This window comes from Acidaminobacter sp. JC074 (assembly GCF_022496765.1).
GTDB lineage: Bacteria > Bacillota > Clostridia > Peptostreptococcales > Acidaminobacteraceae > JABXKX01.
Genome location: NZ_VANV01000008.1, coordinates 162008 through 188555 on the forward strand (window position 1 = coordinate 162008; position 26548 = coordinate 188555).

Below are 26548 nucleotides of genomic sequence, written 5' to 3' on the forward strand. Positions count from 1 at the left end.
TGCTTTGCAGTCACTCTTTCTTAAGAAAAGAGGTACATATGTCCATATATCAAGACATAGATTTAGATCAAGTAATCAATTGCAGTGGGAAGATGACAGCCCTAGGTGTATCAAAGATTTCTGATGATGTATCAGAAGCTATGAAACATGCTGGTCAGTCTTTTGTAGTAATAGATGAGTTGATTGATAGAGTAGGAGAACGTATTTCTCTATATACAGGTGGAGAAGATACCTGTGTGACTTGTTCTGCATCGGCAGGTATTGCGATATCTGTTGCAGCGGCTATTGCTGGTAAGAATAGAAGTTTGATAGAAGCCCTACCAAATGTAAATGAAAAAAAAGAGATCATCATACAGAAGGGGCACATGATAAATTTTGGTGCACCTATTCAAACTATGATTCAATTAGGTGGCGGTAAAATTGTTGATGTGGGTGCTGCTAATAAAGTACTAGTAGATCATTTAGAAGAGGCTATTAATGAAAATACTGCAGCCCTTCTATATGTAAAGTCACATCACTGCGTTCAAAAGGGCATGGTTTCTTTAGAAGATATGATTCAGATTTCAAGAAAACACAGTTTGCCTTTAATCGTAGATGCAGCAGCTGAAGGGGATCTTAAGAAGTATACAGCTATGGGAGCAGACCTTGTCATTTACTCAGGTGCTAAAGCATTAGAAGGCCCAAGTTCTGGTTTTATCACTGGTAAGAAAGCTTTGATCGAAGCATGTAAAAAACAGTATCTTGGCATTGCAAGAGCCATGAAGATAGGTAAAGAAAACATGATGGGTCTTTTAAGGGCTGTAGAAGCCTATGCGGACAGGGACCTAGAGAAGAACATAGAAGTTCAGAAGTCCTTGGTGTCAGAGCTTATTAATGGCTTGAAAGACATCAAAGGTATGACTGTTAAAAGTATTCAAGATGAAGCGGGCAGACCTATTTTTAGAGTAGAAGTTACGATTACAGATAGGGATTGTTTAGAAGTTGTAAAAAAGCTTAAATCAGGTAAAGTAAGAGTTTATGTTAGAGAACACTTTTCAAATGTTGGTCGAATCAGTATTGATGTTAGATCAATTGATCAGACTGACCTACCTGTTATTATAGATAAGTTTAAAGAGGTGATGGAGGCATAATGAAAACAAACATCAAGTTTTATAAGGATAAGGTGGCAGTCAACTTCTTGGCAAAAGATGCTGAGAATGGTAAGGCTGTTTACAAGGCGATAGAGGGACATACTGCAATAGGTGTTTTATCAAAACAATTTGAATCAGCACAAGAAGGTATTGACTATGTTAATGAGTTTAAGAAGTCGGTACCATGTGTGTCTGTTGGACTAGGCGCGGGTGATCCGTCGCAAGCTATTAAGGCAGCAACCATTGCTTCAGTTACTGATCCAGGTCATGTGAATCAAGTCTTTACATCAGCTGGATATGCAGCTGGAGCACTTGCTGCAAAAAAGGCAGAGCAGACTGCGATCAATGTCTTGATTAGCCCAACTGGTACAGTAGGAAAAGTTAAGATCAGTACTGGTGAACGTTCTATTAATGAAAATGATGCGATCGTTGATGTAAAGACGGCTCTTGCCATGTTGAAGGATATGGAAGCAGATGCTGTTAAGTTCTTCCCGATGGGTGGCTTAAAGAGTATTGAAGAACTTAAGTATGTTGCTAAGGCTTGTGCGGATATGGATATCAGTATGTTAGAACCAACAGGTGGCATTAACCTAGATAACTTTGAAGAAATCTTACAAGTCTGCATAGACGCAGGTGTTAAAAAAGTTATGCCTCATGTTTACGGTGCTGTAATAGACAAAAATACAGGTCTTACAGATATAGAAAAAGTTAAAACCATCTATGAGATTGTTAAAAGGATAGTTTAATCCCCATAAAATATCTTATCTACTTAGTAGATAAATAGAAATATCTTTATAAGATCATTAAATAATACCTAAGATTCCCCTTGAAGGACTAAATTAGTCATATTTCAAGGGGAATCATTTGTTTAAGGCAAAGTCAATGATAAGCGAAGTATGAATTAGTTAAAGAAAAAGAAAAGGAGTATGAGGCAAAAATGGGATAGAAACATGGTGAGATTGATGTTAATTGTAAAATTATGTATTATATATACATGCTATAGCAAATGGTGTTGCTTAATTGCTAAGTGGTCTTATTCTATTACCATGTTAGGTCGACTGGGATCTTAAATAGTTAAGTTCTCTAAGGCCTAAACATGGTGAATTGAAAGGATGGATCATGAATGGGAACAGACATGCTAGAATCAGTCATGAAATGATTATAATGCTCTGTATCTTAGCTTTATTGTTGATAGTTTTATCAATGCTTGAAGCTTATTTACTATCAGCATTACTTATTGTTGCAGCTATGATTGTTATTTTAGCCGAGCTTGGCTTTGAGTCTAAAGTTAAGCTTGATGGTGATTCTGTTGAAGTAGAAACCTACAAAAACGGAAAAAACTCATCCAACCCTAGAAAGCAAGATGAGTAAGCACCAAACAAGAGAAGTCGTTTAATACGGCTTTTCTTGCTTTTATTATATACCAGTTTTGCTTTTTTATCAATGATTGACAATCTAATCAGCTTTACAGAGCAAAATCTTACACGTTCGTATATCTAACTTCGATTAATTAATAAAGGTTTAAATCTACAATTAATCGCCTGTATTTCTTAAAGGTCAAATCAACAAAGGCCTTATTAGTTTCACTTGACTTATAGTCTAGATATTTAAGTACACTATTGATGTTTGAATTATGTCTATAAGTAGAAAAACCACATCTAAAGCGACAATTTCTTTTGAATGAATAGCCTTATCTGTAATAGCAATCATATCTTCGTAGTCATTGCTATGTTCTACACAGGCACAATAAGGACTACTGTTAAACGGATCAATATACTTAAATTCTCTTGATTACTTAGCCTCAAACAGATTCTTCTCTGACAGTTTAAGCATGATGAACTTCATATGCATAAAACTAAATAATTCTATACTGCACTTTAAGTTCATTATAAGTTCATCTCTTATGATGAATACATAAAAGGACAAGAAAGAAGGTTATTATATGAAAAAGATATTATTAGTTTTGGTTGCAATCATTTTACTGACAGGCTGTCAGTCTCAAGCACTTGAAGAAAATATCGAAAGTCAACCTGTGATCACAGTATTATCAAAAGAAAACAATGAATCTACTCCTGTAGAAATTGAAGATGATATGTTTACCCAAAGGGACTTACTACAGACATATGATGCGTCAGAGGCTGTCTACATAGAGCTTACAGATTCAAATGAAATAATCATTGACCAAGAAGGGACATATGTTTTTACAGGACAAAGTGAAAATACAAGTATAGTGGTTGATGTAGAAGATGAAAAAGTACAAGTGGTATTGGATGGTGTTCAAATTATCAATGACAATCAATCTATTATAAATGTTATCTCAGCTGACAAGGTGTTTATAACAAGTGTTAATGAGAACGTAATGATTGTAGAGGAAGCCATGGATGAAGCGGCAGATGCAGTTATATTTTCTAAAGGTGATTTAGTATTTAATGGGACTGGGTCTCTAGATATTCAAGCGCCTGAAGGAAATGGAGTTGATTCTAAGGATGACTTAAAGATCACTGGTAGTAACCTGAATATCATCTCTGAAGGCAGTGGCATTGAAGCCAATGATTCCATTCGTATAGCAGATGGTAACATCAGCATCACAAGTAACAAGGATGGTCTGCATTCTGAAAACAATAGTGATGATACACTTGGCAACATCTATATTTCAGGTGGAACTTTTATGATCTCGGCTTCAGATGATGCGATTAGAGCAAAATCATATCTTCAAATTGATGGTGGAGACATTCAAGTTGAGACAAGTAGTGAAGGGCTAGAAGCTACTCAAGTCATTATTAATGATGGTAATATTAAAATCTACTCAACAGACGATGGCATCAATGCGACACAGAAGAGTTCTCTAGATGTTATGTTCCAAGTAAATGGTGGCCAAATTGATATTGAAATGGCACTAGGTGATACGGATGGCTTTGATTCAAACGGCGATTTATATATCAACGGTGGCGTGATCTCTGTTAATGCTGTGTCAGCTTTTGATGCAGATGGTACAGCAGAACTAAATGGTGGTGAAGTTACTGTTAACAATGAACTTGTAACTGAGTTAAGTATGCAGCAAGGACGTAAGAAAAGGTAACTAAGATCAAGTGGATCTACTTAATAGTTAGGAGTTGGCTTATAATATGAGAATCTCTATCAAAGGCTAAAAAAAATGTACAAAGCTTAAAATAGGATGTAGAAAGCATTAAGAATTACCATTTTAAAACAATTTAATAGCATATGCTGGAAATTTGATATATAATAAAACTGGTTGAGATAATGAAAAGCGAGTGATATATATGATAACCAGTTTAAAACACTACATGTATAGAATATAGAGCAGATGACCATTGCAGTGGCAATGGGTATCTGTTCTTTTTGTTTATAGAGAGGAGGCATTATGAGCATTACTATGAAGTTAAAAGATCAGTTAAAAGTTGGACAAGTGCTTAACAATCCTTTAAGAGGCACTTCAGAAATCATGAGCGTGGATGATACAAAAGTGGTTTATAAAAGAGGTAATTCTAATATCACTTTAAAGTTTGAAGACATTGAGGATGTCGTGATTAAGTTTTCTGGAGGTGTCTGTTCAACGTCTCAGATGAAGCTGTATAAGCCGCAGGCCTTTTCGTCTAAACATAATGGTCATTCATGTAACTGTACTTTCTGCTTTATGGTTTTAAAAGAGATTGGTCATATAGATCAGATTCATGGTGGTGGCAGAAGAAGCAATCCTTATTATGTAATTTTATAGGTGGATTTATGAGTATTTGTGCATTTTGTAGTAAAGATGTTCCCATGACAAAAGACCATTGTCTTTTTTGTGGCAGCATGAAAAAGAGTAAGAAAAGTGAAAGAAGTCATCCGCATATTGATGACTATATAGACCAAGTAAAAGCTGAAGGCCTTTTGAATGTGAATCCTTCTGATTACAAATTAGATATTGATGACTGGGTGATGCCTTCGTATCTAGAAGTAGGTAATAAGGTTGAAGTCAAAACATCTTTGTATGCAGTGATTGGAAATATGATACCTCTTTTGATTGGTTATCTACTTCTAAGTATAGGCTTTCTGTATGTAGACATGAAGGGGATGACAGGGACAGTAACACTTGCTGTCATCATCATCTTTATCAAACATTTAAATCATAACACAGTGGCTTTGAAATTTGATAATCCGCTGCATAAGCCTGGCCATGAAATTAGATATAATCTTGACAACACAAACGGTGGCAGAGGGCGCGAGGCCTTCATCCTAGATAAAGAGGATGTAAGGACAATTATCTTAAAGTATGACAAAAGTGGATTAATTGGCATCAACTTCGGTTCATCAGATCTTGATGTAGACGTAAGTGACTTCAAGAAAAAAGAACTGCTTGAACAGTTTATGATTTTTTATGCATCAAAGTATGATAAAGAGCTTATTGTTCAAGGTTGTTAATCATAAAGATATCTTTGTTTAAATTATAGAGTAGGAGGTTTCAAATGAAAATGAAAAAAAGATTACTCATGTTAGTTGTGGGCGCTATGATGATGCTTTATTCACTTTTCTTTATTATAAACACTTCTGTTGTATGGGAAGAAGGATGGACTCATCTAACCTATGAAACGACTGAGTCTGTAGACCAAAATGACTTGATGGACTACTTGAGTGTCAAGTCAGGCTTTGCTCCATCTGAGATAGAGATTATATTTGACAAATACGGTATTGTTATAAGAATGCCATACATGAGCCAAGAAAAAGCTGTCTCTTTAAGTGATGGATGTCTAGAAAGATTTCCTATCTTGAAAGAAGGTACTTCATCTACTACGACCAGTGAAGGTGTAAAAAAGGAAGGCTCTTCTTATATGATTTACACTATAGGTCAATACATCATCTTTATTACTGGTTTCATTCTTCTTATAGCCTATATGTATTTAAATCATAAGGATGGGAAGAAATACAATATACGATAACATTTTATGACAAGTTAAGTTCTAAGGCTTTTTCAGTTTACGTAATGGTATGATAGCGTAAGTGAATGATGAGGTTTAAATAAAGGAGAAATACAAGTGACTAATATCTATAAAAAGCTTTTTATTGGCTATTTATTTGTTGTACTAGATTTTCCATTGGTTAGAAAAGATATTATACCAGATCCTATTGGTTTCATTTTGATACTAATAGCCCTTGTTGCTCTATATAAGAAAGAAAAATCCACACAGGAAAAGATTGGTTTGATATTATGTGTTTGGATGATAATTTCAACAACCTTACTTTACTTTGTAGATATGACAATAATGCTAAATGATATCTCTGTATTCAGGTACATGTTTATGAATCTTAACATGACTTTCAGTGTGAGTTTATGTGTCATTGTTTACAATGTGACTATAAGAGAATATAAGCACAGGGCCAATCAAGTTCTTACAGATAAGCTGATAAAAGAACGCAATCAATATGCTGTCATAAATACAGTGAACATCTTAGCCATGATAGCTGTAATGATCGTACCATATAGTTGGCGTATAAATATAATTGCAGTGACTTCCTTATTATTTTTCATTTTAAATGTACGTTTTCTTTTCATGCTGTATAGTGTGAAAAAGCAATACCTTGTATGGAAAGAATCAAGGTCACGTATAGATTACGAGCTATAAATAGAACTTTAGAAGTAGGAGTGAATGAATGACTAAAAACACAAAGAAAATACTAGGTTTTATACTGGTCTTGATTCTAATATCGGTAGGCCTTAACCTGGTATACGCTATGAATATGAGAATTGATGAACCGATTTATATAAGAAGATATGAAAAGATAAGTGTTCATGAAAACTCATATCCGGAATTTCAGGTTCAATACGTCAAAGACAAGTATGATGAAAGAAAACTAATAGCTATTAAGTTTGATGGACTAGATCAAACCTATGATGTTAAACCTCGAGATGATATGTGGTCTTTCTTTCAAAACAACAACACTGTTGTAAGAGGACAAGGACGTTTTTATACATATTGTGACATGTATATAAGATTTGAGTTTGATAAAACTTTTGCAGATAAGCTTCATGAAGAGGGGGACATCATACTGACAAATGCAACCTTGTACTTTGATGATGAATCCACATTAGATGTCGCCATTGGTGAAGTGACACTAGGTAAATATGAAGAAAAAACAATGAGTTATGATGGTGCAAGTAGTGGCGACTATAGCTTTTCAGGTGATTTAGAAACAAAAGGTACTGTTTATATAACAGGTTTTGATCTAACCACATATGAACCACATAAGGACCATGTCAGGCTTTCTATTAAAGTAGATGGTAATAGAGTTTATAGCTACGAAGATATAGTAAATATGAAAGAACCCATTCAAGTAGGTAGAGGTCTAGAAGTTAACTATGATGCTATTAGAGACGATATCAACCAGCAATGGCGTTTTAGCGACATGTGTCCAGTGATTTATTATGAACAAGACCAAGAAGAAGCTTTTAAAGTATATTATCATTTTACGACTGGTGTATTACCAGACGAATCTGTAGAAGCTTTTGTAAAGATGTGGAGGGAAGCGAATGACTAGTATTTATAAAAAGATCTTTACAGGTTTTTTATTAGTTTTATTTGATATTAACCTAGGTGTCATAGACATACTGCCAGATCCTCTAGGTTTCTTTTTCATTCTAACAGGCTTGATGATGTTTAATAAAAAAGAAAAGTCTCTGGACCTTCAATTAGGTTCAGTAATCAGTGGATTGATGATGGTCTATACTACTTATCTATACTTTTCAAATAATCCAATTAACTCTGCTAGTTTAAGCATGTTTGGATATGTTTCTATGATAGTAACCATGATCTTAAGTGCTGGTCTAAGTCTTATTATCTACAACGCATCTATAAGAGCTTATAGACATAGGGCTGATAAGGTCATCATAGAAAAGCTTGTACAAGAAACCAATCAATATGCCATTATTAATGCTTTATCTATACTTGCACTTTCGACTGTTATGATAGTACCTGTTAGTATGGTATCAGGCATAACGGTTATAGTAGCCATTGTTGTCTTTGTGCTACAGATCCGTTTTATGTTTACCCTAAACAGAATCAAGAACCAGTGGATCCTATGGGAAGAATCTACTAGGACAATAGATATAGAGGTATAGAAGGACCATATGGATGTCAAAATGAAATCACATAAACTCTTATTATTAACAATCGGGGCTGTATTTGTTTTCTACTCTTTATATATGCTTGGCTTTGCTATACCGGAAGATCAAAGCGGATCTCTTATAGAGTATAAGATGATATCAATAGTCGATAAAGAAGAGATCATGAATCATATACTTTCTATAACAGACTTTAAAGAGAAAGATATTCAGATAAGCTATGACACTAGTAACTATCACATGACCATTGAGATGCCACATATGGAAATAGAAAAACTTGATTATATCACAAACCACTTAAACCAAACATTTGATGAAAGTCTATTAGAACGCGGTAATCTCACCATTGGCGCAACGACTCAGAATAAGTCATACAAGAACTTTGTATTTGGACACTACCTCATTTTCATAATAGGAGCAGTATTAATAGCTAGTTTTATTGTTCTTAGAGTTAGAGAAAAGAAGATTTCTAGAGGAAACTTGGAATAGAATAATAGATAAAAAAGATCATTTGTCTTGAACATATATAATGATGGGAGATTAAATGATCGAGCAAAGGCATTAATGGCAATATTAAAAGCGTATTTTGATTGATATTATTTTGAGAAGTTGGATAGAGATGAATTTTTCATGATGAAGTAGGGTTCAAACATTGGAAAAACAGATGATTTCTGAAGACATACTAATAGACTAGAGGTTATGGATTGAGTAGGAGATTTCAAGCGCATCGACTTACAAGTTGGTTCAGAAAGATAATACAGTTCAGTTATGAAGTATATCTGTGTTGTGTTTACAAAATGGAATAATTTGACAATTTGTGGTAGATGACGTATTATGTAGATGTGCTATAGCAAATGGTGTTCATCTTGCTGGTGTTCTTAATGGATATAAGTCATGTTAGGTCGACTGGGAGCTTAAATAGTTAAGTTCTCTAAGACCTAAACATGGTGAATTGAAAGGAAGGCACATGAATGGGAGAAAACATGCTAGAATCAGTCTTGAAATGATAGTAATGCTCTGTATTTTTGCTTTGTTGTTGATTGTTTTATCAATGCTAAAAGCGTACTTAATAGCAGTATTACTTATTATTGGAGCTATGATTGTTATTTTAGCAAAACTTGGCTTTGAATCTAAAGTTAAGTTTGATGGTGATTCTGTTGAAGTAGAGACCTACAAAAACGGAAAAAACTCATCCAACCCTGACAAGAAAGATGAGTAAGCACCAAACAAGAGAAGTCGTTTATAACGGCTTTTCTTGTTTTCATTATATAATAGATTGCTTGAAATTTCAATGATGATTTAGATTCTGTAGTTCACCTTATTTATAGATTATTATCAGATTAAGAGCTGCCTGATGTTAGTAGAATTTTAAGAACCAGTACCATTATCATCCAATTTTATAGCATATTATGGAATAATAAGATATAATATAGTTGGTTGATATATTAATAAGTGAGAGAATATGGATATGATATTAAACGCAGATTATGTTAAATAATTGAGCAGAGAACCGTTGCCAGTGCAATGGGTATCTGTTCTTTTTGCTTAGAGTGGAAGCTAACAATCAAAAGGGGAGGTTTTGGTATGAGGTTTAAATATTCATTTAGGATTTATCTTAAAGAAAAAGCTGGTTTTGTTGAAAACTATATTCTACTTGTGGGTCATATAATATATGCAATATATATAATCTCTCTTTTTAATGATAAAGTTTTCTATTATAAGACACCGACTCCCTTGCTCGTGTTGATTATAGCCATAGGCATATTATATATTAGGCTTGATTACCTTATTCTTAAAAGATTTTACAAACAGAGAAAAGAGAAGAAGTTAAAAGCTGAAGAAGAAGAGACAGTTATTGGGCGTAAGTAATAATGTTCAAATGGAATGGATTACTAATAGGTGATATATGAAAAACGGATTATACGAAATACCTTTACTAGATGTAAAGGAAACAGATAAAGTTATAAAAAAAGAAAATATTGAAGTATCTGAGATGCCTAAGGTGCTTTCTAAGGAGTATGAAGTACTTCTTAGAAAGAAGTTAGAGGGTTTGAACAAAGATCAAGTCTTTACCTTTTATAGAGATCTTTATAGACTACTAGATAAAGAAGCTGTTAATCCAGAGTTGCTTTTAGGTGTTCATGAAAGTGAAGACCTCATTAAAGAACTTACTGATAATAGACCTTTAACATCTATTGCCTTTTCTTCTTTGTTTACTGGTAAAAAGGGTGAACCTACATTAGTATCTGAACTAAAAAGAGAGATTAGAACTTCTGAGAGAATAGACCTTCTAATATCTTTTGTTAAGTACAGTGGTATAAGGCTTATATTAGATGACTTAGAAGCTTTTACTAAGAACAATAAGCTAAGAATCATTACAACTTCTTATATGGGGGCTAGTGATTATAAAGCTATAGAAAGACTGTCTAAACTACCTAATACTCAAGTAAAGGTAACTTTTGATACTGAAAGAACTAGGTTGCATGCTAAAGCCTATTACTTTGAAAGATCAACTGGCTTTTCTACTGCTTACGTAGGATCATCTAATCTTTCAAAGGCAGCCATATCTTCAGGCCTTGAATGGAATGTAAAGATATCAGAGTATACCTCTCCAGATGTTATGAATAAGTTTCAAGGAATCTTCGACTCCTATTGGAATGATGATGAGTTTGTTACTTTTGATCCTAATAACGATGTCTTAAAAGATCAATTAATAGAGGCGCTTAAACCTAAAGAAACTTCTTTTCATTTAGGCTACTTTGATTTAAAGCCATATCCTTATCAACAAGAGATCCTAGATGAACTAACTGTTGAAAGACAGGTTTATAATTCTTATAAGAATCTAATTGTAGCTGCAACAGGTACTGGTAAGACTATTATTTCTGCTTTTGATTATAAGAGGTTTGCTAAATCAGGAGATGACAAGTTACTATTTATTGCTCATAGAAAAGAGATATTAGAACAGTCTATGGCAACATTTAGAATGATTTTAAAAGATCAGAACTTTGGTGAGTTGTGGATTGGTGGTGATAGACCAAACTATAACTCTCATGTCTTTTGTACAGTACAGACGCTTTCTAGAGCTTCAAAGTTTTTAAGATATAACAAAGATCACTTTGATTACATTGTTTTAGATGAAACCCATCATGCCAGTGCATCTTCTTATCTAGGTATTATAGATTACTTTAAACCAAAAGTACTATTAGGTCTTACAGCAACACCTGAAAGAATGGATGGCAATGATATAACGCTTCATTTTAACAATAGAATAGCCTCTGAGATAAGACTGTCTGAAGCTATTAACAGAAAGCTTTTATCACCATTTCATTACTTTGGTATATCGGATTCAGTAGACTTAGAACATATGGCTTTTAAAAGAGGTAAGTATTTACCTGCTGAGTTAGAAAACATCTATACTAAGAATGATCAACGTGTAGGTGAGATATTGAAGTCTCTTGATAGATATGTAACAGATGTTCATGAAATGAAGGCTTTAGGCTTTTGCATAACTAAAAAGCATGCAGCCTACATGGCTGATAGGTTTAATAAAGCAGGCATTCCGTCTGTTAACTTAGATAGTGATTATTCTAAAGAACTTAGATCACAAGTGAAGACCAAGCTTCTTAAAGGCCATATCAAGTGTATCTTTGTAGTTGATTTGTACAATGAAGGTGTAGATATACCTGAAGTAGATACGGTTATGTTCTTAAGACCTACTGAATCTATGACTGTATTTTTACAACAACTAGGAAGAGGTCTAAGATTAACGGATGATAAAGAGGCTCTAACAGTTCTTGACTTTGTAGGTAGACAAAACAAAGAGTATGACTTCTCTATGAAGTTTAGATCGCTTATAGGTAAATCAAAACACACTCTAAAAAGGGAGATTGAAAATGAGTTTCCTAACATGCCAACTGGCTGTTCTATTCAACTTGAAAAAGTTGCAGTGGAACACATACTTAGAAACATTCAATCATCTACAATCAACAAAACTTCTTTAAGAAGAATGCTTCAAATGTTTGATCAACATTACGACTTAGAACTGAATTTAGAGAACTTCATTAACATGTATCATCTCGATTTAAAACAGTTCTATTCAAGTTATACTTTTTACGATCTGTGTCATTATGCAGGCATCATTAAAGACTATCAAGCAGAGGATAAGTTTAAAAAGGTCTTTTTAAGAAGACTATCAGCAGTAAACTCAAGCGAGTTTTTAATGTATGTAGGCTCATGTTTTAAGAACAAAGAACTGATTAAAAATAATATGGCAGGCATGCTTCATTACACGCTCTGCTCTGATAAGCCTGAGCTTACTTATGAAGACAGTTTTAACAAGTTTATTAAGAAGAACTCATCGCTTGTAAAAGAAGCCTTAGAACTCATTGATTACCTGTTAAAGCATCAAAAGCTTATCAAAAAGAGAGTAGACATAGGCTATGATTTGCCACTTGATCTATACGGTGATTATCACTTAGATCAAATATTAGCGGCTCTTGATGTTAATACTGAGAATCAGAAGTATCCACTTAGACAAGGTGTTTTCTATGTAAAAGATAAAGATACTGATATCTTCTTTGTGACCATCAACAAGATGGAAGGGGACTACTTAGAGTCTACTATGTACAATGACTACGCCATATCAGATGAACTCTTTCATTGGGAGTCTCAATCTACAACAAGCACAAATTCTCCGACCGGTAAAAGGTATATATCAAATGACCCGAATCATAAGGTCTTGCTATTTGTAAGAGAAGCTAAACAACAATATAAAAAGACCATGCCATACACCTTTTTAGGTAGGGCGAGATATGTATCACATTCTGGTAGTAAACCAATAAAGATGGTTTGGAAACTAGATGAAAAAATCCCACAAAGAATCATTAGAGAAAGTAAACTTAAGTTAGTGGAATAGAAAGAAAATTCATCCAATCTTAGAAAAATTAATAAAACCGCAAGAAAAGCCATTTAATACGGCTTTTTTTTACATTCTTTATGTATTATCAAAATACTGATAGCAAATGATAGAGACTGGTGTTTTAGATTATGTTGTACACTGGGATCATGTTTATTACAGAATTATTATTCTACATTTACTTTTTATTAGATCACTGTTTTTTAACATAGAAGAAATAATATGTTCATTTTATAGATTTGATTGTTGAAACTTCTTGATCTAGCACTATGTTGTATTTCTCCTTAAGGACTTGATTAAACTTATCTATTAATAAGTTGTCGCCATTTAATTTCAGATATTCTATTGATAATAATAGGTTCTTCATGTAACCATCGATATTCATTTTGAATTGTGATATTCCTTTTCTAAAATGAAAGTGAGGGAGAAATTTTGTTGTATATTGTTGGTTCGCAAGTTGAATTGCCTTATCGCAAGTTTTAATAACCTCTAAGTGTTTATCTTCAAAAAAGTAATGATATGAAAGAGTATAATATCCATTCAGTATATCGGGCAACAAGGTTTTGTCTGATAGATATTGATAGTGTAGCTGCTTATTTGCATACTCTACTATTTCAGTTGCAACTCTATATTTGTCTTGTCGAGCTTTAGAAGCTCCCAAAACAAATAATAAGCGAATTTCAAGTAAACTATAATAATTTTCATTCAGTCGACATTCATTAAAAGTTGGATGATTCATTTGCAATGCTTTATGACATAAGCGTTCAAGTTCTAATGTGTTTACTACATCTTTCTTATTCTTGATCTTAATTGTATTTGATAATATCTTTAATTGCTCAATTCTAATTTTAATTTTAGGGTGTAACGAGTTATTATGAAGAGCACAGAATTCTTCGAGTTGAATGATTTGATCGTCAACTTGTTCTATTTCATCTAAGTATGAAATAGAGTTAATTTTACTTATGATCCTGCCTAGAAAGGGGTCGTTTTCCAATTTACATTCTGACAGAATGTTTAATAAGTTTATTTGGTATAAGTCACCAAGTTTATTCAGTGTATCTAAAGTAGGAAATCTTTGACCATATTCAATACCTTTTATAGTGTCAGGATGAATACCTGTAATTTCTCTTATTTTTTTTTGAGTCAGTTTTCTGTTGCTTCTAATTTTAAATAATATGTCTCCAAATTTTAAGAGGTCATAATCAAGTTCGTATATCATGTTTTCACCTTTCAAAGATCCGTATCTCTTCGGATCTTTTTCTTTCGGATCAATTATAACATTGATCTGTAAGAAAGAAAATTGAAAAAAGGAGTTAACATGACAAGGAAAGTGAAAGACATAACAGTTATTGTCTTAGCCGCAGTTTTGACAATTAATGCACTTGCATTTAGTACTAATTACCTATCTTTAAAAGAGAATGCCAGTTTAGAATATGCAAAAGGTGGAGATAAAGAAGATATTCCATTAGTTTTTTAATAACAAGAAAAAGTATTATGTTTATTCATAATGCTTTTTTTTATCTTGTAAATGGTAAAATGTTCAATATTTGGTTAATATGAATTAGCATAAATTATAATTAAGAGGTGAAAATATGGCGATTGGAATAATCGATGCGGATCTATTAGATGGTGGAACCAGACATCCAAATTTGGCTTTGATGAAGTTAAGTGGTTATTATAAGGCTAATGGAGAAGATGTTGAGTTGTTACGTAATTACTCGAGTTTAGAAGAGTATGACGTTGTTTATATATCTAAAGTTTTTAACTTTACTAAAGTCCCACAGCATATTTATGGTGTGGATAATGTTGTTTTAGGAGGTACTGGCTTTTATGAAGATGGCGGTGAATCTTTAGCTGACGAAATAGAGCACCATATGCCAGATTATAGCTTGTATGATGATTATATTGCGGTTCAAGTATCAAAGGGAAAAAGAGAATCAAGTTATAGTGACTACAAGCATTATTCTATTGGTTTTACTTCGCGTGGTTGTTTTAGAAAATGTGAGTTCTGTGTTAATAAAAAATACGATAGAGCAGTCAGGCATTCTTTAGTTACTGAGTTCTTAGATGAAGAAAAGCCTTATATTTACCTGTGGGATGATAATTTTTTAGCTTTTTCAGGGTGGAGAGAAGTGCTTGCTGAGTTAAATGCTACTGGTAAGCCATTTCAATTTAGGCAAGGTCTTGATATTCGATTGATGACTAAAGAAAAAGCTTATATGCTTTCTAACTCAAAGTATCATGGAGATTTTATATTTGCTTTTGACCACATTGAAGATAGAGAGATTATTGAAAAGAAGCTGAAACTTTGGAAACACTATACTACAAAGACAACTAAGTTATATGTGCTTTGTGCTTATGAATCACAAGATGTAAAAGATATAGAAAATACATTTGAGAGAATAAAGATATTAATGAAATATGGTTGTCTGCCGTATATTATGCGTTATGAGGATTATTTAGATAGTGATTACAAATCGATGTACATTCAATTAGCAAGATGGTGTAATCAACCTAACTTTTTTAAGAAGAAGTCTTTTAGACAATTTTGTGAGGCGAATCAAAGCTACCATAAAACATCAAGTACTTATTGTTCTGCATTTCAGGCAATGGTTGATTTTGAGACGAAACATCCAGATGTTGCAAAGAAGTATTTTGATATAAGATTTGATGAACTGAATGAATATGATTGTTCTTTTGGATATGGTAGAAAGTATGCTCATAAAAATGATTGTGAGATTTGTAAAATTGAGCAAAAAATGTGGCTTGATGCCTTTCATGGTGTCACAGATAGAAGTTTAGTGTTAAGAGATTATTTGTTACAGGAGATGGATTTACAGTGTTTGATCTATGGTAATGGTGATTGCAATGAAATAGAATGTAGTAAGATTGCCGACTGGTTTATTGAGGTTTTGCTAAGTACACCTATAGCTGAGTTGGTAGAATTAATTAGTGAACATGAGTTGGAAAAGATTTTACCAAGTAATATTCCTCAATACAGTAAGTTAGATGATGCTTTGTATAGAACACCAGATATATTGGGGAATGTTCCTGAAAGCATCCGTTTTGAAGATTTGGGTTTCTATTTAGAGCGTGTGAAGAAAAAAGAAGGTGCATTTAAAAAATACGGTGAAAATCATTCTAAACTTGCTACTTTAATGGATTTAGCTGCAATAACAATTGATGGTAGAACCAATTACATTCAATTATCAGTTTTAGGTAAATCTTATTTGAAGATATCACAGGAGGACAAAGAACGTTTGACTGCTAGATTGATGCTTAGAATCCCATTGGTGCAACATGCCTTAATAGATGCAAAAAAAAGAGAATGTTCATTAAGTGACTATTTAGTGATACTGTCTGAAAAGACAGCATTAAGAAGATCGAATAACATTGCTGATCTATTCAGACACGTGAAAGCACATAGTGATAGTGATTTTGAAATAGTGTTTGATAATATCTTGGGGGTGTAATTTGTCTTTTAGAAACATAGAACTGAACTATACTTATGATTCTGGTGAGGTAGATTTGCTATATTCATTCTATGTACCTGTTTTAGAACAAGCTTATAGTTATGACAGAATAGCAGGTTACTTTACATCAACGAGTTTAGCTGTTTCTGCACGTGGCATAGCAGGTCTTATTAAAAATGGTGGTAAGATGAGGATTCTAGTTAGTCCTCGGTTATCACCTGAAGATATAAGAATCATAGATTCGGTTAATGCATTACCTAAAAAATCTTATGAGGATAAGTTCATTTCAGAACTGGATATGATAGAAAATGAGTTTGAAAAGGATCATTTGAAAGCTCTTGGTTGGATGTTGAGTAATGAACATTTAGAGATTAAAGTGGTGATGCCAGTTAATGATAATAAAGATTATGATTTAGATGCCTTGTTTCACCAGAAGGTAGGTATTTTAAAAGATGTAAATGGAGATTTTATTTCGTTTAGTGGATCCATTAATGAAACTGCTAAAGGATGGCTAAAAAACATTGAAGAATTTAAAGTTTTTAGATCTTGGATAGATGGACAAGCGGATTATCTAAAAGATGATCAGAAGCGATTTAATAGGTTTTGGAAGGCTGAGAGAACAGATGTAAAAATTCATAGTGTTTCAGAAGCTATCAGAAAGAAACTCATAGATTTAAGTTCAGACTTTGATGTTGAGAAATTCATTGCAAAGAAATACAAAAACGATAGAAAACAGGATGAGATTAAATGCAAGCTTAATTTGTTTAGTTATCAGAAAGAAGCTTTGAATACGTGGATTGATAATGGATATAATCTCTTGTTTGAAATGGCAACTGGTACTGGAAAAACTAGAACGGCTATAGGATGTATTCATAAAGTAATCACGGAGACTTCAAAGTTTGTCTGTATTGTTTCTTGTCCACAAAGTACATTATCACTTCAATGGAAAAAAGAAATAGAGCAAATCGGACTACCTTTTGATAAAGCAGCAGTTATAGATGGAACCAATGCCAAATGGCGATCTGTGTTGAAAAGCTTATTAAATAAAATCGAGGTTGGTTTTTACACTAAGATTATTATTTATACTAATCATGTAACATCATGTAAGGAAGATTTTATTGTACCAGTTCAATTGCTGACGGATATAGATTTTATGTTTATTGGTGATGAAGTCCATGGATTAGGTGCAAGTAAAAGAAAGAAAGCTTTACTTGATAGTTACAAGTATCGTATAGGCTTAAGTGCTACACCGAGTCGTTGGTTTGATGATGTAGGTACCTTGTATTTAAGAGAATACTTTGGTTCTAAGTCCTTTGAGTTTACCATAAGAGATGCTCTTATAAATGAAAATCCTCTTACTGGTAAACCTTTTCTTGTTAACTATTATTACAAACCTATATTTGTATCCTTAACAGATGAGGAATTAGACGACTATATGAAATTATCAAATAAGATAAGAAAGATGAATTCTTATAGTAGAGATAGTGACAGTTATCAGGAAACTTATGAAAATCTCCTATTTATGAGATCAAATATTGTTAAGAGTGCAAATAAAAAGTATCAAGCTTTGTTAGGATTAGTTAGAGATTTGTCTTATTTAAGGAATGTGATTGTTTTTGTTGTTCAAGAACAGATTGATTGCGTTATGGATATTTTAAGTAGTCATGATATTGATGCTCATAGGTTTACTCAGAAACAGGGAAAACTTCCTGATAAAAGGTATAAAGGATTGAGTGAAAGAGAGTATCTAATAAATAAGTTTAAAGAAGGTTTCTATGATGCTCTTGTTGCAATCAAATGTCTAGATGAAGGGATTGATATACCAAGCGCTAAAATTGCAGTACTAATGGCAAATAGTACAAATCCAAGAGAGTATATTCAGAGAATCGGAAGAGTGATTAGACAATCTGAAAACAAAGATAGAGCATATATATACGACATTATCGTGGAACCAGATCTCTCCAGAATCGAACATGCAGAGTTGAAGAAATTTGAAATAGAGGTATTTAATAAGGATTTGGTTAGAGTTTTAGAAATGTCTAGGAATGCAATTAATAATGCTGATGTATTAGATGAAGTAAATCAAAAATATAGGAGGTTGATCAATGGCCCTAAATAAAGAGATTTTAAAAAGATTAGATGAAAAAACTATGAACGATAAAAGTACCAGGGATTTTTTAATCGCCTTGTTACAAATAGAGAGTGAAGGTAGAGGTTGGTACGACAAAGATTATAATCAATTATTAGAGAGATTTTGCGAAGGAGGAAACGATGAGATTTAAATATATAGAAATAAAGAATTTTAGACAGTATAAAAATCTTAGGTTTGATTTCCCTAAACGTACAGAGAATGATCTTCATATTATAATTGGTCAGAATGGTATCGGTAAAACTAATATACTTAATGCGGTTACATGGTGTCTGTATGGGGAAGAACCTCATTTAGGTGATGATTCAAGAAGCCTTCCAAAATTTAATTTGGAAGCTCAAAAAGAAGCTAAGTTAAATGGTGAAAAAATTGTAAAAGTTGAAGTGAATATTGGTGCTGAAGCCAATGGGAATCCGGTCAAATTTTATAGGTCTGTTGAGTTTAACACAGATAGTGGCTTTGAGCTACAAGATGATTTTATCGTGAAAGTTTGCAACGAACATAAAGATACTGTTCCTTACGAAGGTGAAGAAGCTTCTTCGTTTGTTAATAGATTCATGCCAGAAAAGATTAGAGAGTATTTTTACTTTGATGGTGAGCAGTTACATAATTATTTTTTAGCGGATCAAAATACTAGAATTAAAGATTCAGTATATACAATATCACAAGTTGACATGCTTACGAGAATTAGCAATAGACTGGGTAATGTAATTAGTAAAAAAGAAAAATCTGCAGGTAAAATGTCACCTAACATCGAGAAAATCAACTCGGAGATCGATGACAAGTCGAACATGATAACTAAGGTAAAAAAAGATATTGGTGAGCTTGAGGGTCAAATACATCTTTCTAATGATATTATCGACAAGAATACACAGTTACTTAGAGGACAAGAAGATCTGGCGGATCTAGAAGAGAAGTTCCAAATGTATCAGGAGATAAAGACAGAACTCGAGAAAGAAAGAAATGACCTTTATTCTGAGTTAAAAAAGTTTATTGTCAATTATAAAGTAATTCTGTCGTTTTATCCTATTGCAAAAGAATCTTTAGATATCATAAGAGAAAAAGAGGAAAACAATTCTTTGCCTCCTAACATCGATATTAACTTGCTTAAAAGAATGCTTATTGATCATACGTGTTTTATTTGTGGCAACGATCTAAATGAAACTGCTGAAGAACGTATTGATACATTTATGTCACAACTTTCAGTATCTAGTGATGTCTCTCATACTCTAGTAAACATTAAAAGTGAGTTAGAGAGAGTTGTAGAAGATGCTAAACTATATCCTGAAAAGAAAGAAAAATTATTAGGTCAGATAAGAATGAATGAAGAGAGGCTTAGTGCTAATGATACTTTGCTTAGAGAAACGGATGATAAACTATCAAAGTTTACCAATAAAGAACAAGTTGCTAATTGGCATTTAGAAAGACAAAATCACATAGAACTTCTAAAATCAAATACTGAATCTTTAGGAGTTTATAAAGATCGATTAAGCAACCATAACAATGATTTAGACAAACTGCAGAAAAATCTATCTAGTGCGATGGAAAAGCAAAAGGAATGTGCGGATTTATTGAATCTTATCAGGTTTTCTAAGAACGCTAAGACAATTGTTGAAGATATTGAAACTGAGATGATGAAAGATGTTAAGTCGAGGATGGAAAACAGAACGACTGATTTCTTCCAAGAACTTGTTTGGAAGAAAAACACTTATAAGAACATTGCGTTAAGTGATGATTATGTTTTAGATCTTTATCATGTGGATGGTTATCCATGTGTGGGTTCTTGTAGTGCTGCAGAAAGATCGCTACTAGCATTATCATTTACTTTAGCCTTACATGAGGTTTCAGGATTTAAGTCATTACTTTTCATAGATACGCCAGTTGCAAGAGTATCAGATGTTAACAGAGTTAACTTTGCAAATGTGTTAAGTGATATCAGCAAGAGTAAGCAAATCATTTTAACGTTCTCACCGGATGAATACTCTAAAGATATTAGAGAGATATTTAAGCCAGTAGCTTCTTCAAGCGTAATGTTAGAAACCGAAAATGAAAAATATACGACATATAGTTAGTGAGGTGAAATCTTGAAAAAAACAGATAGACTAAATATATCAAAAAAAACTAGGGAGATAATTGGAAAAATAGACAAAACAAACTTTCTTGAGTTGAGTCAAAACAATACTTCTAGAAGCATGTTGTTTAACTTCGCAATGGCTCTTGGCTTAGATACAATACCTACACCTATAAAAAACATTGAAGGATTAATGCTAGATGGATCCATAAGTAGCCAAACCAAAGCATTGATGTATGCTTATACAATATTTAGATCTAACGATAAACATGGTCTTCAAGAAGTAGGTGATAAATCATTTGTTTATAACGAAGTTCAAGAACTTGCAAATACAGGCTTTGAGGTCATAGAGGATTATATTGATAATAAGAATGAAGAAGAGTCGCTTTGGGAGCTAATAAGAGAATTAGATAGTCAGTTTTATGTTAAATAGTGTAATGATAAAGAGAAGCTATAATATCTTATTAATGTCAGATGGAGTTGTTAAGTTAAATATTGAAACAGAGATCTATTTCGATTAGTTGTTTGAAATTACTATTATGTGATAATTAATGATTAAATTAGTACTAGATATTTTGAGGATTCATCATATCACTTAGTATAATTTCAAGTTATTATTACATTTGCTTCTATCGACAGATTATATATCAGTGGAAAACATATAGCAAAGAAGGGAGCTTAGGAATGATAATTGCACCGATTAGTGCTATTCCATCTTGGGAGGGCTTTGAGTATCAACGGCATATTGCTTTATACATGACTTTAAATCAGATGTGTTATGAAATTGAAGCAGATAATGAATACGACATCAGTTTATATAAATTAGGTATTGAAGGGGAAGAAGATTTTTCGATAATAAAAGGCGATAAATATTTAAGTTTGCATCAGGTTAAGGAAGGTGCTGTTAATCTAAATGATTCTGATAAGGCATGTTTTATATTATCGAAGTTACAGTATGGTGCTGATGAGGCTTTTTTTCATGTTAACACATCAATAGTGATAGCAAACGATTTTGTTTCTAAAACATTAGAGTATATTGATAAACTTTTACTAACATTTGGTAAAGAAGTAATAACAAAAGAGGAGTTCTCTAAAAAAATAAAGAAGTTAGAGGAATCTGAAGAGATAAAGTTAAATAAAAAAGACTTAAGATATAAACTTGAAGAGGATAAGTACATCTTAATAAGTAAAATCTCATTTAATACACCTAAAGGATCTGCTTATAAAATACTTGATCATGCGTGTACTTGCAATAAGGAAAGGGACGATGTTGTCAATGTCGTTGACGATACTTGCAATAAGGAAAGGGACGATGTTGTCAATGCCGTTGACGATATTGTGAAAGAATTAAATTTATACAAAGATGAACTAAATGGTAAAACAGATTCTAACCTGTGGAAAGTATATAGTAGTAAATTTGATAAGCCGAAGGATGTTATTTTGGAATCATGTAAGCTTATTGATAGGATCCTAAAAAAACTTCATCCCGAGGGTGAGATATACTATGATGAGGAGTATTTTCAATTTGTTTATGATGCGATTGTTATACTTTCTCAAAATGTGATCAGTGAACACAACACAAAAAGCAAAAAAAATGCATGTAAAATAGGATTTGGGGATATTCTTGAAGTAATAAAAAAAGATCATAAGGCGGAAAGTAACACTACTGACTATATGTATTATGTTCTTCTTAAACTTATTAAGGAAACTTTTGCAAAATATCCTACAAGTATGAGAACAAAATGTTCTGAGGATAATTGTGATAATTGTGAGACCATAGATGAATGCAACTTATATCAACAAATGCAAGAAATTATCAATAACAGGAGCTATGGTGAAAAAAAGGATTTTTTATACAAACTGTTGTTGAGAACCCCTAAGAATAATTTGCCTAGGGACGCTGTGGTGAATAATTTGTTTATTGCATTGTTAAAGAATATCGATGGATTGAAATACTATGATTCTAATGTTATCTTAGCTAAAAAGAATGATTTGATTTATAGATTAACTCTAGATGAGAATGAGTATATAGAGGATTTTGAATTACAGTTAAAGAATGAGTTGGGTCTCAATGATGCAGATAAGCTCTTAATATACGAAAGTGATGTCTTAATTACGGATAGACTCAATGAAGATGATTACACATATAATCAGATTAAATTCAATGCTATGGGTTCGAATGAGCTAAGTGAAATGAAGGATTTAACGTCGGATTCGATAGATAGTCAAAAGAAGAACTATAATAAATCCAAAGTTATAAAACTTATAAGTAAAGATGTTGCAGAAAAGGAGTTAATTGATAATGAATAAATTGATTGAGAAAATATTCAATTCATATATGTATGAAGAGGTAAGTGATATTGGAAGAGCTTCTATTTCGTTTTATAAACATCAAAATCCAGAAATTGCAAATTACTTTATAGTATATACCATAGATTGTCGTGGATTTGAAGATAATGAATTACAGGTTTTAAATGCATTGGAGCAACTAGAAAAAGATTATGCTACTAAATCAGATGATTTAGATTATACATTGAAGCAGAGTTTAATTAATTCTTTTAGCAATATTCAAGAAGCAAGCCAGATTGATAAGAACACATCTGCTATTTATTTAATGCAATTCAATAATATAGATAAGCTTAGCAACTATAGAAATGCAGTGTACTCTATTGAAGAATCACCAAATTATTTTAAGAGATATGTTCTACCATATACAGAGAATCAAGTTGAGCAACTAAATATTGCATTAGACCAATACGGAGACAGATCGATACTTGATGCATTGTGTCAAATAGTAGATAGTCAAGAAAATTACTTTAATCTAGTTAGAAGTAAATCTTTAGATAGTACATATGGTTTAGCAATTAGAATGTTTTCAAAGTTACCATTTTTGCAGTATAAGTTCAAAACGGAGTTAGCTCCAGATCCTATAGAAAAACAAGTTGAAAAAAAATTAGGTGATGAGATTCTGAAATATCATAAGATTCTTGACAAAAAAGAGTTGAGCATTGATGAAATCCTCTTGTTGGAAGACGACTTTTCAATGGAAGATGAAACTGTAGATAAAGAACTTCAGAAAATGTTAAAGGGGGTAAAAAGTGAGTTATAAAATTGAAAGTTTAAAAGTGCGGAATTTTAAATGCTTTGATGAAAAAAAGTTCTATGAGTTTTATTTTAAACAAGATATTAATCCTGTTATACTCTCTGGACCTAATGGATTTGGTAAAACGACATTTTTCGATGCTATAGAACTAATTTTTACTAAGAACATAACACGTCTTAACTCAGAAATAGAAGATGGTAGAACAAATCTTGGCAAAAACATATTGCTGAATACATCTTCAGAATGTGGCTATTTGGTATTAACTCTGATAGAGGAATCAAAAGATAGAGTAACAATTATCGCTGAAATCGATAATGGACTTACAAGATTAACAATTGATACTGCATTAAGATTTACATATATCGAAGGTACGATTGATATTAGTAATTTCAATGATTTTATCAGTTCAAGCTTGACGTGGAAGAAAGACATTTCTGAATTCGAATATCTGGACTATATTAAAGAACATTTCAACATCTATTATTATGTATCACAGGCCGAATCAGTACATTTTTTGAAGAACAATATCTCCAATCGAAAAAATAGCTTGACGAAGCTTCTTCAAACAGACAAAGTAGATTCAAAAGTTGATTACCTAGATAAGAAGTTGATTGGTGGTAGGTTGAGTAAAGAAGGAGTTCTAATTAATGACGAAATAAAGTCAACCAAAATTGAATTAGGAAAAAAGTTAAAAGATCTAAAAATCAAAATTGAAAACACTAATGAAGGGTATAAAGAAGTTACATATAGAAAACTGCTCGAATATCCTGAAGGAAGTAATGTTAAAGATTGGGATGTAGAAATCGATGAAGAAAAGAGTTTAACAGATAAACAAATTGATGTGTTTATTGATGAAATCAATGCATTATATTATTTATATTCTGATATGAATGATTATAAAACTTGGAAGAAAAATAATGAAATCTCGAATCTTTCTAACAATAATGTTGCCATAGAGAACTACATAAAATATCATGATTATATTGTTGATGATGATATAGATGTTAAAAAGCTTGAGGACAGAATAGATGAGCTAAATTATAAGTTAGATGTATTTAAGTATAGTGATTTTTTTAGAACAGAGCTAGATGTCTCGAAGTTCAAAATTGGTGATTTAGTTAAGTTGCAAGAACTTAAAATAATACCAGCAGACACTGACATAAAGGATCTACATAATAAGGTTGAGGAAATAAAGACAGTCAATAATAACATAGGTGAAAATAGCAGAACAATTAATGAGATTATAGAAGCGAGAGAAAGGTTACACACAGTAGGGAAGAATAATCCCAACTCAGCTCATTGTCCTTATTGTAATAGTACTTTTGATAATCTTGAAATGCTAGAATCTGCATATAAATCATTGAGTACACAGTTGAAGAATTCCCAAGGTCGCCTTGCAACAAGATTAGCACAAATGAAAAAAGATTTTTCAAATAGTGTTAATTTAATTATTGAATCAATTAGTAAAGTCTTAGGACAAAATTACGATGATGAAATTGAAAATGTCAGAATCACCTCAAGTAATTATTCTCTGTTTTTGAGATCAGAAAAGAGTATGATGGATGTTGTGAAAATTCATGCAAATATGGGCGAAGTAGATTCTTGGGTAACTCTTGATGAGAAGAGTAAGATTATTGAAATTAAGAGAATCATTGAAGATAAAATAACGGACTATAAAAACCTAGAATATTTAGCGAATAATGTGAAATATAAATACGATGAGCTACATAAGAAAAATATTGAGTTATTATCTGTAGGCCAACCTAATTTAAATGATCATGAACAGATAAAGAATAAAATAGATTACATTATTTTCAAGCATAATCTGAGTAAAAATGCAGATATTAATCAATGCAAAAATGAAATAAAGACATTAATTATTAAGCAGAAGAAACTTGAAAAAATACGAAAGAACTTTGATGTATTAAAAGGTGCGTATAAAGCTGAAATTAACAAGTACAAAAATTTAGTACTTAATAAGTTGAGAGTTCCGCTCTTAATATACACTGGAAAAATACTACAGGATTATCAAAATGGTCTTGGTGTGTTTATTAACGAAGACGAGATGCGATTTGTTTCTAATGGTGATGCTAAACATGATATCCTTAATACATTCAGTTCAGGGCAACTGTCAGGGTTTGTTCTATCATTCCTTTTTGCCATGAATAAAAGGTATATAACAGAAGCTACGGATGATATTGGTTTTATTTTGATTGATGATCCCGTACAAACAATGGATGACATCAATATAGCATCATTCATAGAAGTTTTGAGGAACGATTTTCCTGAAAAACAGATAATTTTGTCAACTCATGAAACAGATAAAGAAAATTATATTTTGTATAAATTTTTGAAATATAATCTAAAAGGGCAGTCTTTTAACGTTAAGAATGAGATGTATTAATGTCGAGTTAAATATTGATATTAATATAGTTTGGATGTGATATCTCTTTAAACTGTTGCTGAACTAGATTATGCAATAAAGATCTTTTATTGATTAAGCATAAGCAGAAAATGTTGTTTCATTTGATTTGAGGCAACTGAAGGAATACAAGAGTGTAATATTTTGTGTGAAAAGCACAAACCATTC

24 protein-coding genes are annotated in these 26548 nt (G+C 32.2%); 23 read left to right on the plus strand and 1 reads right to left on the minus strand.

The genetic code is table 11. The features are described 5' to 3' along the window. Nucleotides 1–38: 38 nt before the first annotated feature. From EZV73_RS10130 to EZV73_RS10195, 14 genes are all read left to right on the plus strand, one after another. Entirely contained in the window at nucleotides 39–1130 is a 1092-nt protein-coding gene (locus tag EZV73_RS10130) for a DgaE family pyridoxal phosphate-dependent ammonia lyase (protein ID WP_240840187.1), read from the plus strand. After that, entirely contained in the window at nucleotides 1130–1876 is a 747-nt protein-coding gene (locus tag EZV73_RS10135; RefSeq protein ID WP_240840188.1) for a KDGP aldolase, read from the plus strand. Before EZV73_RS10130 ends, EZV73_RS10135 begins: the two co-directional genes overlap by 1 nt. A gap of 373 nt (nucleotides 1877–2249) precedes the next feature. Then, nucleotides 2250–2501, plus strand: coding sequence for a hypothetical protein (locus EZV73_RS10140; RefSeq protein ID WP_240840189.1), 252 nt, complete (start codon nucleotides 2250–2252; stop codon nucleotides 2499–2501). A 571-nt stretch (nucleotides 2502–3072) separates the two neighbouring features. After that, the gene (locus EZV73_RS10145; protein ID WP_240840190.1) at nucleotides 3073–4209 is read left to right on the plus strand and encodes a carbohydrate-binding domain-containing protein; all 1137 of its coding nucleotides are present in this window, start codon (nucleotides 3073–3075) and stop codon (nucleotides 4207–4209) included. Nucleotides 4210–4512: 303 nt separating this feature from the next. Continuing rightward, nucleotides 4513–4866, plus strand: coding sequence for a hypothetical protein (locus EZV73_RS10150; RefSeq protein WP_240840191.1), 354 nt, complete (start codon nucleotides 4513–4515; stop codon nucleotides 4864–4866). A gap of 77 nt (nucleotides 4867–4943) precedes the next feature. Next, nucleotides 4944–5552 carry a hypothetical protein gene (locus tag EZV73_RS10155; protein ID WP_240840192.1) on the plus strand — a complete coding sequence of 203 codons (609 nt, stop codon included), beginning with the start codon at nucleotides 4944–4946 and terminating at the stop codon, nucleotides 5550–5552. Between the two features lie 44 nt (nucleotides 5553–5596). Beyond that, nucleotides 5597–6067, plus strand: coding sequence for a hypothetical protein (locus tag EZV73_RS10160; protein ID WP_240840193.1), 471 nt, complete (start codon nucleotides 5597–5599; stop codon nucleotides 6065–6067). Between the two features lie 96 nt (nucleotides 6068–6163). Then, nucleotides 6164–6751, plus strand: coding sequence for a hypothetical protein (locus EZV73_RS10165; RefSeq protein WP_240840194.1), 588 nt, complete (start codon nucleotides 6164–6166; stop codon nucleotides 6749–6751). A 28-nt stretch (nucleotides 6752–6779) separates the two neighbouring features. Further along, nucleotides 6780–7664 carry a hypothetical protein gene (locus tag EZV73_RS10170; RefSeq protein WP_240840195.1) on the plus strand — a complete coding sequence of 295 codons (885 nt, stop codon included), beginning with the start codon at nucleotides 6780–6782 and terminating at the stop codon, nucleotides 7662–7664. After that, nucleotides 7657–8244: a hypothetical protein gene (locus tag EZV73_RS10175; protein ID WP_240840196.1), complete on the plus strand. Its 588-nt coding sequence runs from the start codon at nucleotides 7657–7659 to the stop codon at nucleotides 8242–8244. The genes EZV73_RS10170 and EZV73_RS10175 overlap by 8 nt, the downstream gene beginning before the upstream one ends. A gap of 9 nt (nucleotides 8245–8253) precedes the next feature. Then, the gene (locus tag EZV73_RS10180; protein ID WP_240840197.1) at nucleotides 8254–8736 is read left to right on the plus strand and encodes a hypothetical protein; all 483 of its coding nucleotides are present in this window, start codon (nucleotides 8254–8256) and stop codon (nucleotides 8734–8736) included. 478 nt (nucleotides 8737–9214) lie between these two features. Beyond that, a complete protein-coding gene (locus EZV73_RS10185; protein WP_240840198.1) occupies nucleotides 9215–9466 on the plus strand; it encodes a hypothetical protein in 252 nt (83 codons plus the stop codon). 365 nt (nucleotides 9467–9831) lie between these two features. Further along, entirely contained in the window at nucleotides 9832–10116 is a 285-nt protein-coding gene (locus tag EZV73_RS10190) for a hypothetical protein (protein ID WP_240840199.1), read from the plus strand. Nucleotides 10117–10153: 37 nt separating this feature from the next. Continuing rightward, complete coding sequence (locus EZV73_RS10195) at nucleotides 10154–13162, plus strand: DUF3427 domain-containing protein (RefSeq protein ID WP_240840200.1); 3009 nt, start codon at nucleotides 10154–10156, stop codon at nucleotides 13160–13162. A gap of 226 nt (nucleotides 13163–13388) precedes the next feature. Here EZV73_RS10195 and EZV73_RS10200 read toward each other — a convergent pair whose 3' ends face one another. Further along, entirely contained in the window at nucleotides 13389–14381 is a 993-nt protein-coding gene (locus tag EZV73_RS10200; protein ID WP_240840201.1) for a helix-turn-helix domain-containing protein, read from the minus strand. A 99-nt stretch (nucleotides 14382–14480) separates the two neighbouring features. On the opposite strand from EZV73_RS10200, the gene EZV73_RS10205 reads away from it, so the two are divergent. The 9 genes from EZV73_RS10205 to EZV73_RS10245 all read left to right on the plus strand — a co-directional run bounded on the left by EZV73_RS10205 (nucleotide 14481) and on the right by EZV73_RS10245 (nucleotide 26362). Beyond that, entirely contained in the window at nucleotides 14481–14639 is a 159-nt protein-coding gene (locus EZV73_RS10205) for a hypothetical protein (protein ID WP_240840202.1), read from the plus strand. Between the two features lie 115 nt (nucleotides 14640–14754). After that, on the plus strand, nucleotides 14755–16635 hold the full coding sequence (locus EZV73_RS10210; RefSeq protein ID WP_240840203.1) for a hypothetical protein: 1881 nt from the start codon (nucleotides 14755–14757) through the stop codon (nucleotides 16633–16635). Between the two features lies 1 nt (nucleotide 16636). Then, entirely contained in the window at nucleotides 16637–18754 is a 2118-nt protein-coding gene (locus tag EZV73_RS10215; protein ID WP_240840204.1) for a DEAD/DEAH box helicase family protein, read from the plus strand. Then, entirely contained in the window at nucleotides 18741–18917 is a 177-nt protein-coding gene (locus EZV73_RS10220; protein WP_240840205.1) for a hypothetical protein, read from the plus strand. The genes EZV73_RS10215 and EZV73_RS10220 overlap by 14 nt, the downstream gene beginning before the upstream one ends. Continuing rightward, complete coding sequence (locus EZV73_RS10225) at nucleotides 18907–20856, plus strand: AAA family ATPase (protein WP_240840206.1); 1950 nt, start codon at nucleotides 18907–18909, stop codon at nucleotides 20854–20856. The genes EZV73_RS10220 and EZV73_RS10225 overlap by 11 nt, the downstream gene beginning before the upstream one ends. A 12-nt stretch (nucleotides 20857–20868) precedes the next feature. Beyond that, nucleotides 20869–21288, plus strand: coding sequence for a hypothetical protein (locus EZV73_RS10230; RefSeq protein ID WP_240840207.1), 420 nt, complete (start codon nucleotides 20869–20871; stop codon nucleotides 21286–21288). A 251-nt stretch (nucleotides 21289–21539) separates the two neighbouring features. After that, on the plus strand, nucleotides 21540–23165 hold the full coding sequence (locus EZV73_RS10235; protein ID WP_240840209.1) for an ABC-three component system protein: 1626 nt from the start codon (nucleotides 21540–21542) through the stop codon (nucleotides 23163–23165). After that, nucleotides 23158–23964 carry an ABC-three component system middle component 1 gene (locus EZV73_RS10240; protein ID WP_240840210.1) on the plus strand — a complete coding sequence of 269 codons (807 nt, stop codon included), beginning with the start codon at nucleotides 23158–23160 and terminating at the stop codon, nucleotides 23962–23964. The genes EZV73_RS10235 and EZV73_RS10240 overlap by 8 nt, the downstream gene beginning before the upstream one ends. After that, nucleotides 23954–26362 (plus strand): AAA family ATPase, encoded by a 2409-nt coding sequence (locus tag EZV73_RS10245; RefSeq protein WP_240840212.1) that lies wholly within the window; start codon nucleotides 23954–23956, stop codon nucleotides 26360–26362. The genes EZV73_RS10240 and EZV73_RS10245 overlap by 11 nt, the downstream gene beginning before the upstream one ends. Nucleotides 26363–26548: the final 186 nt, after the last annotated feature.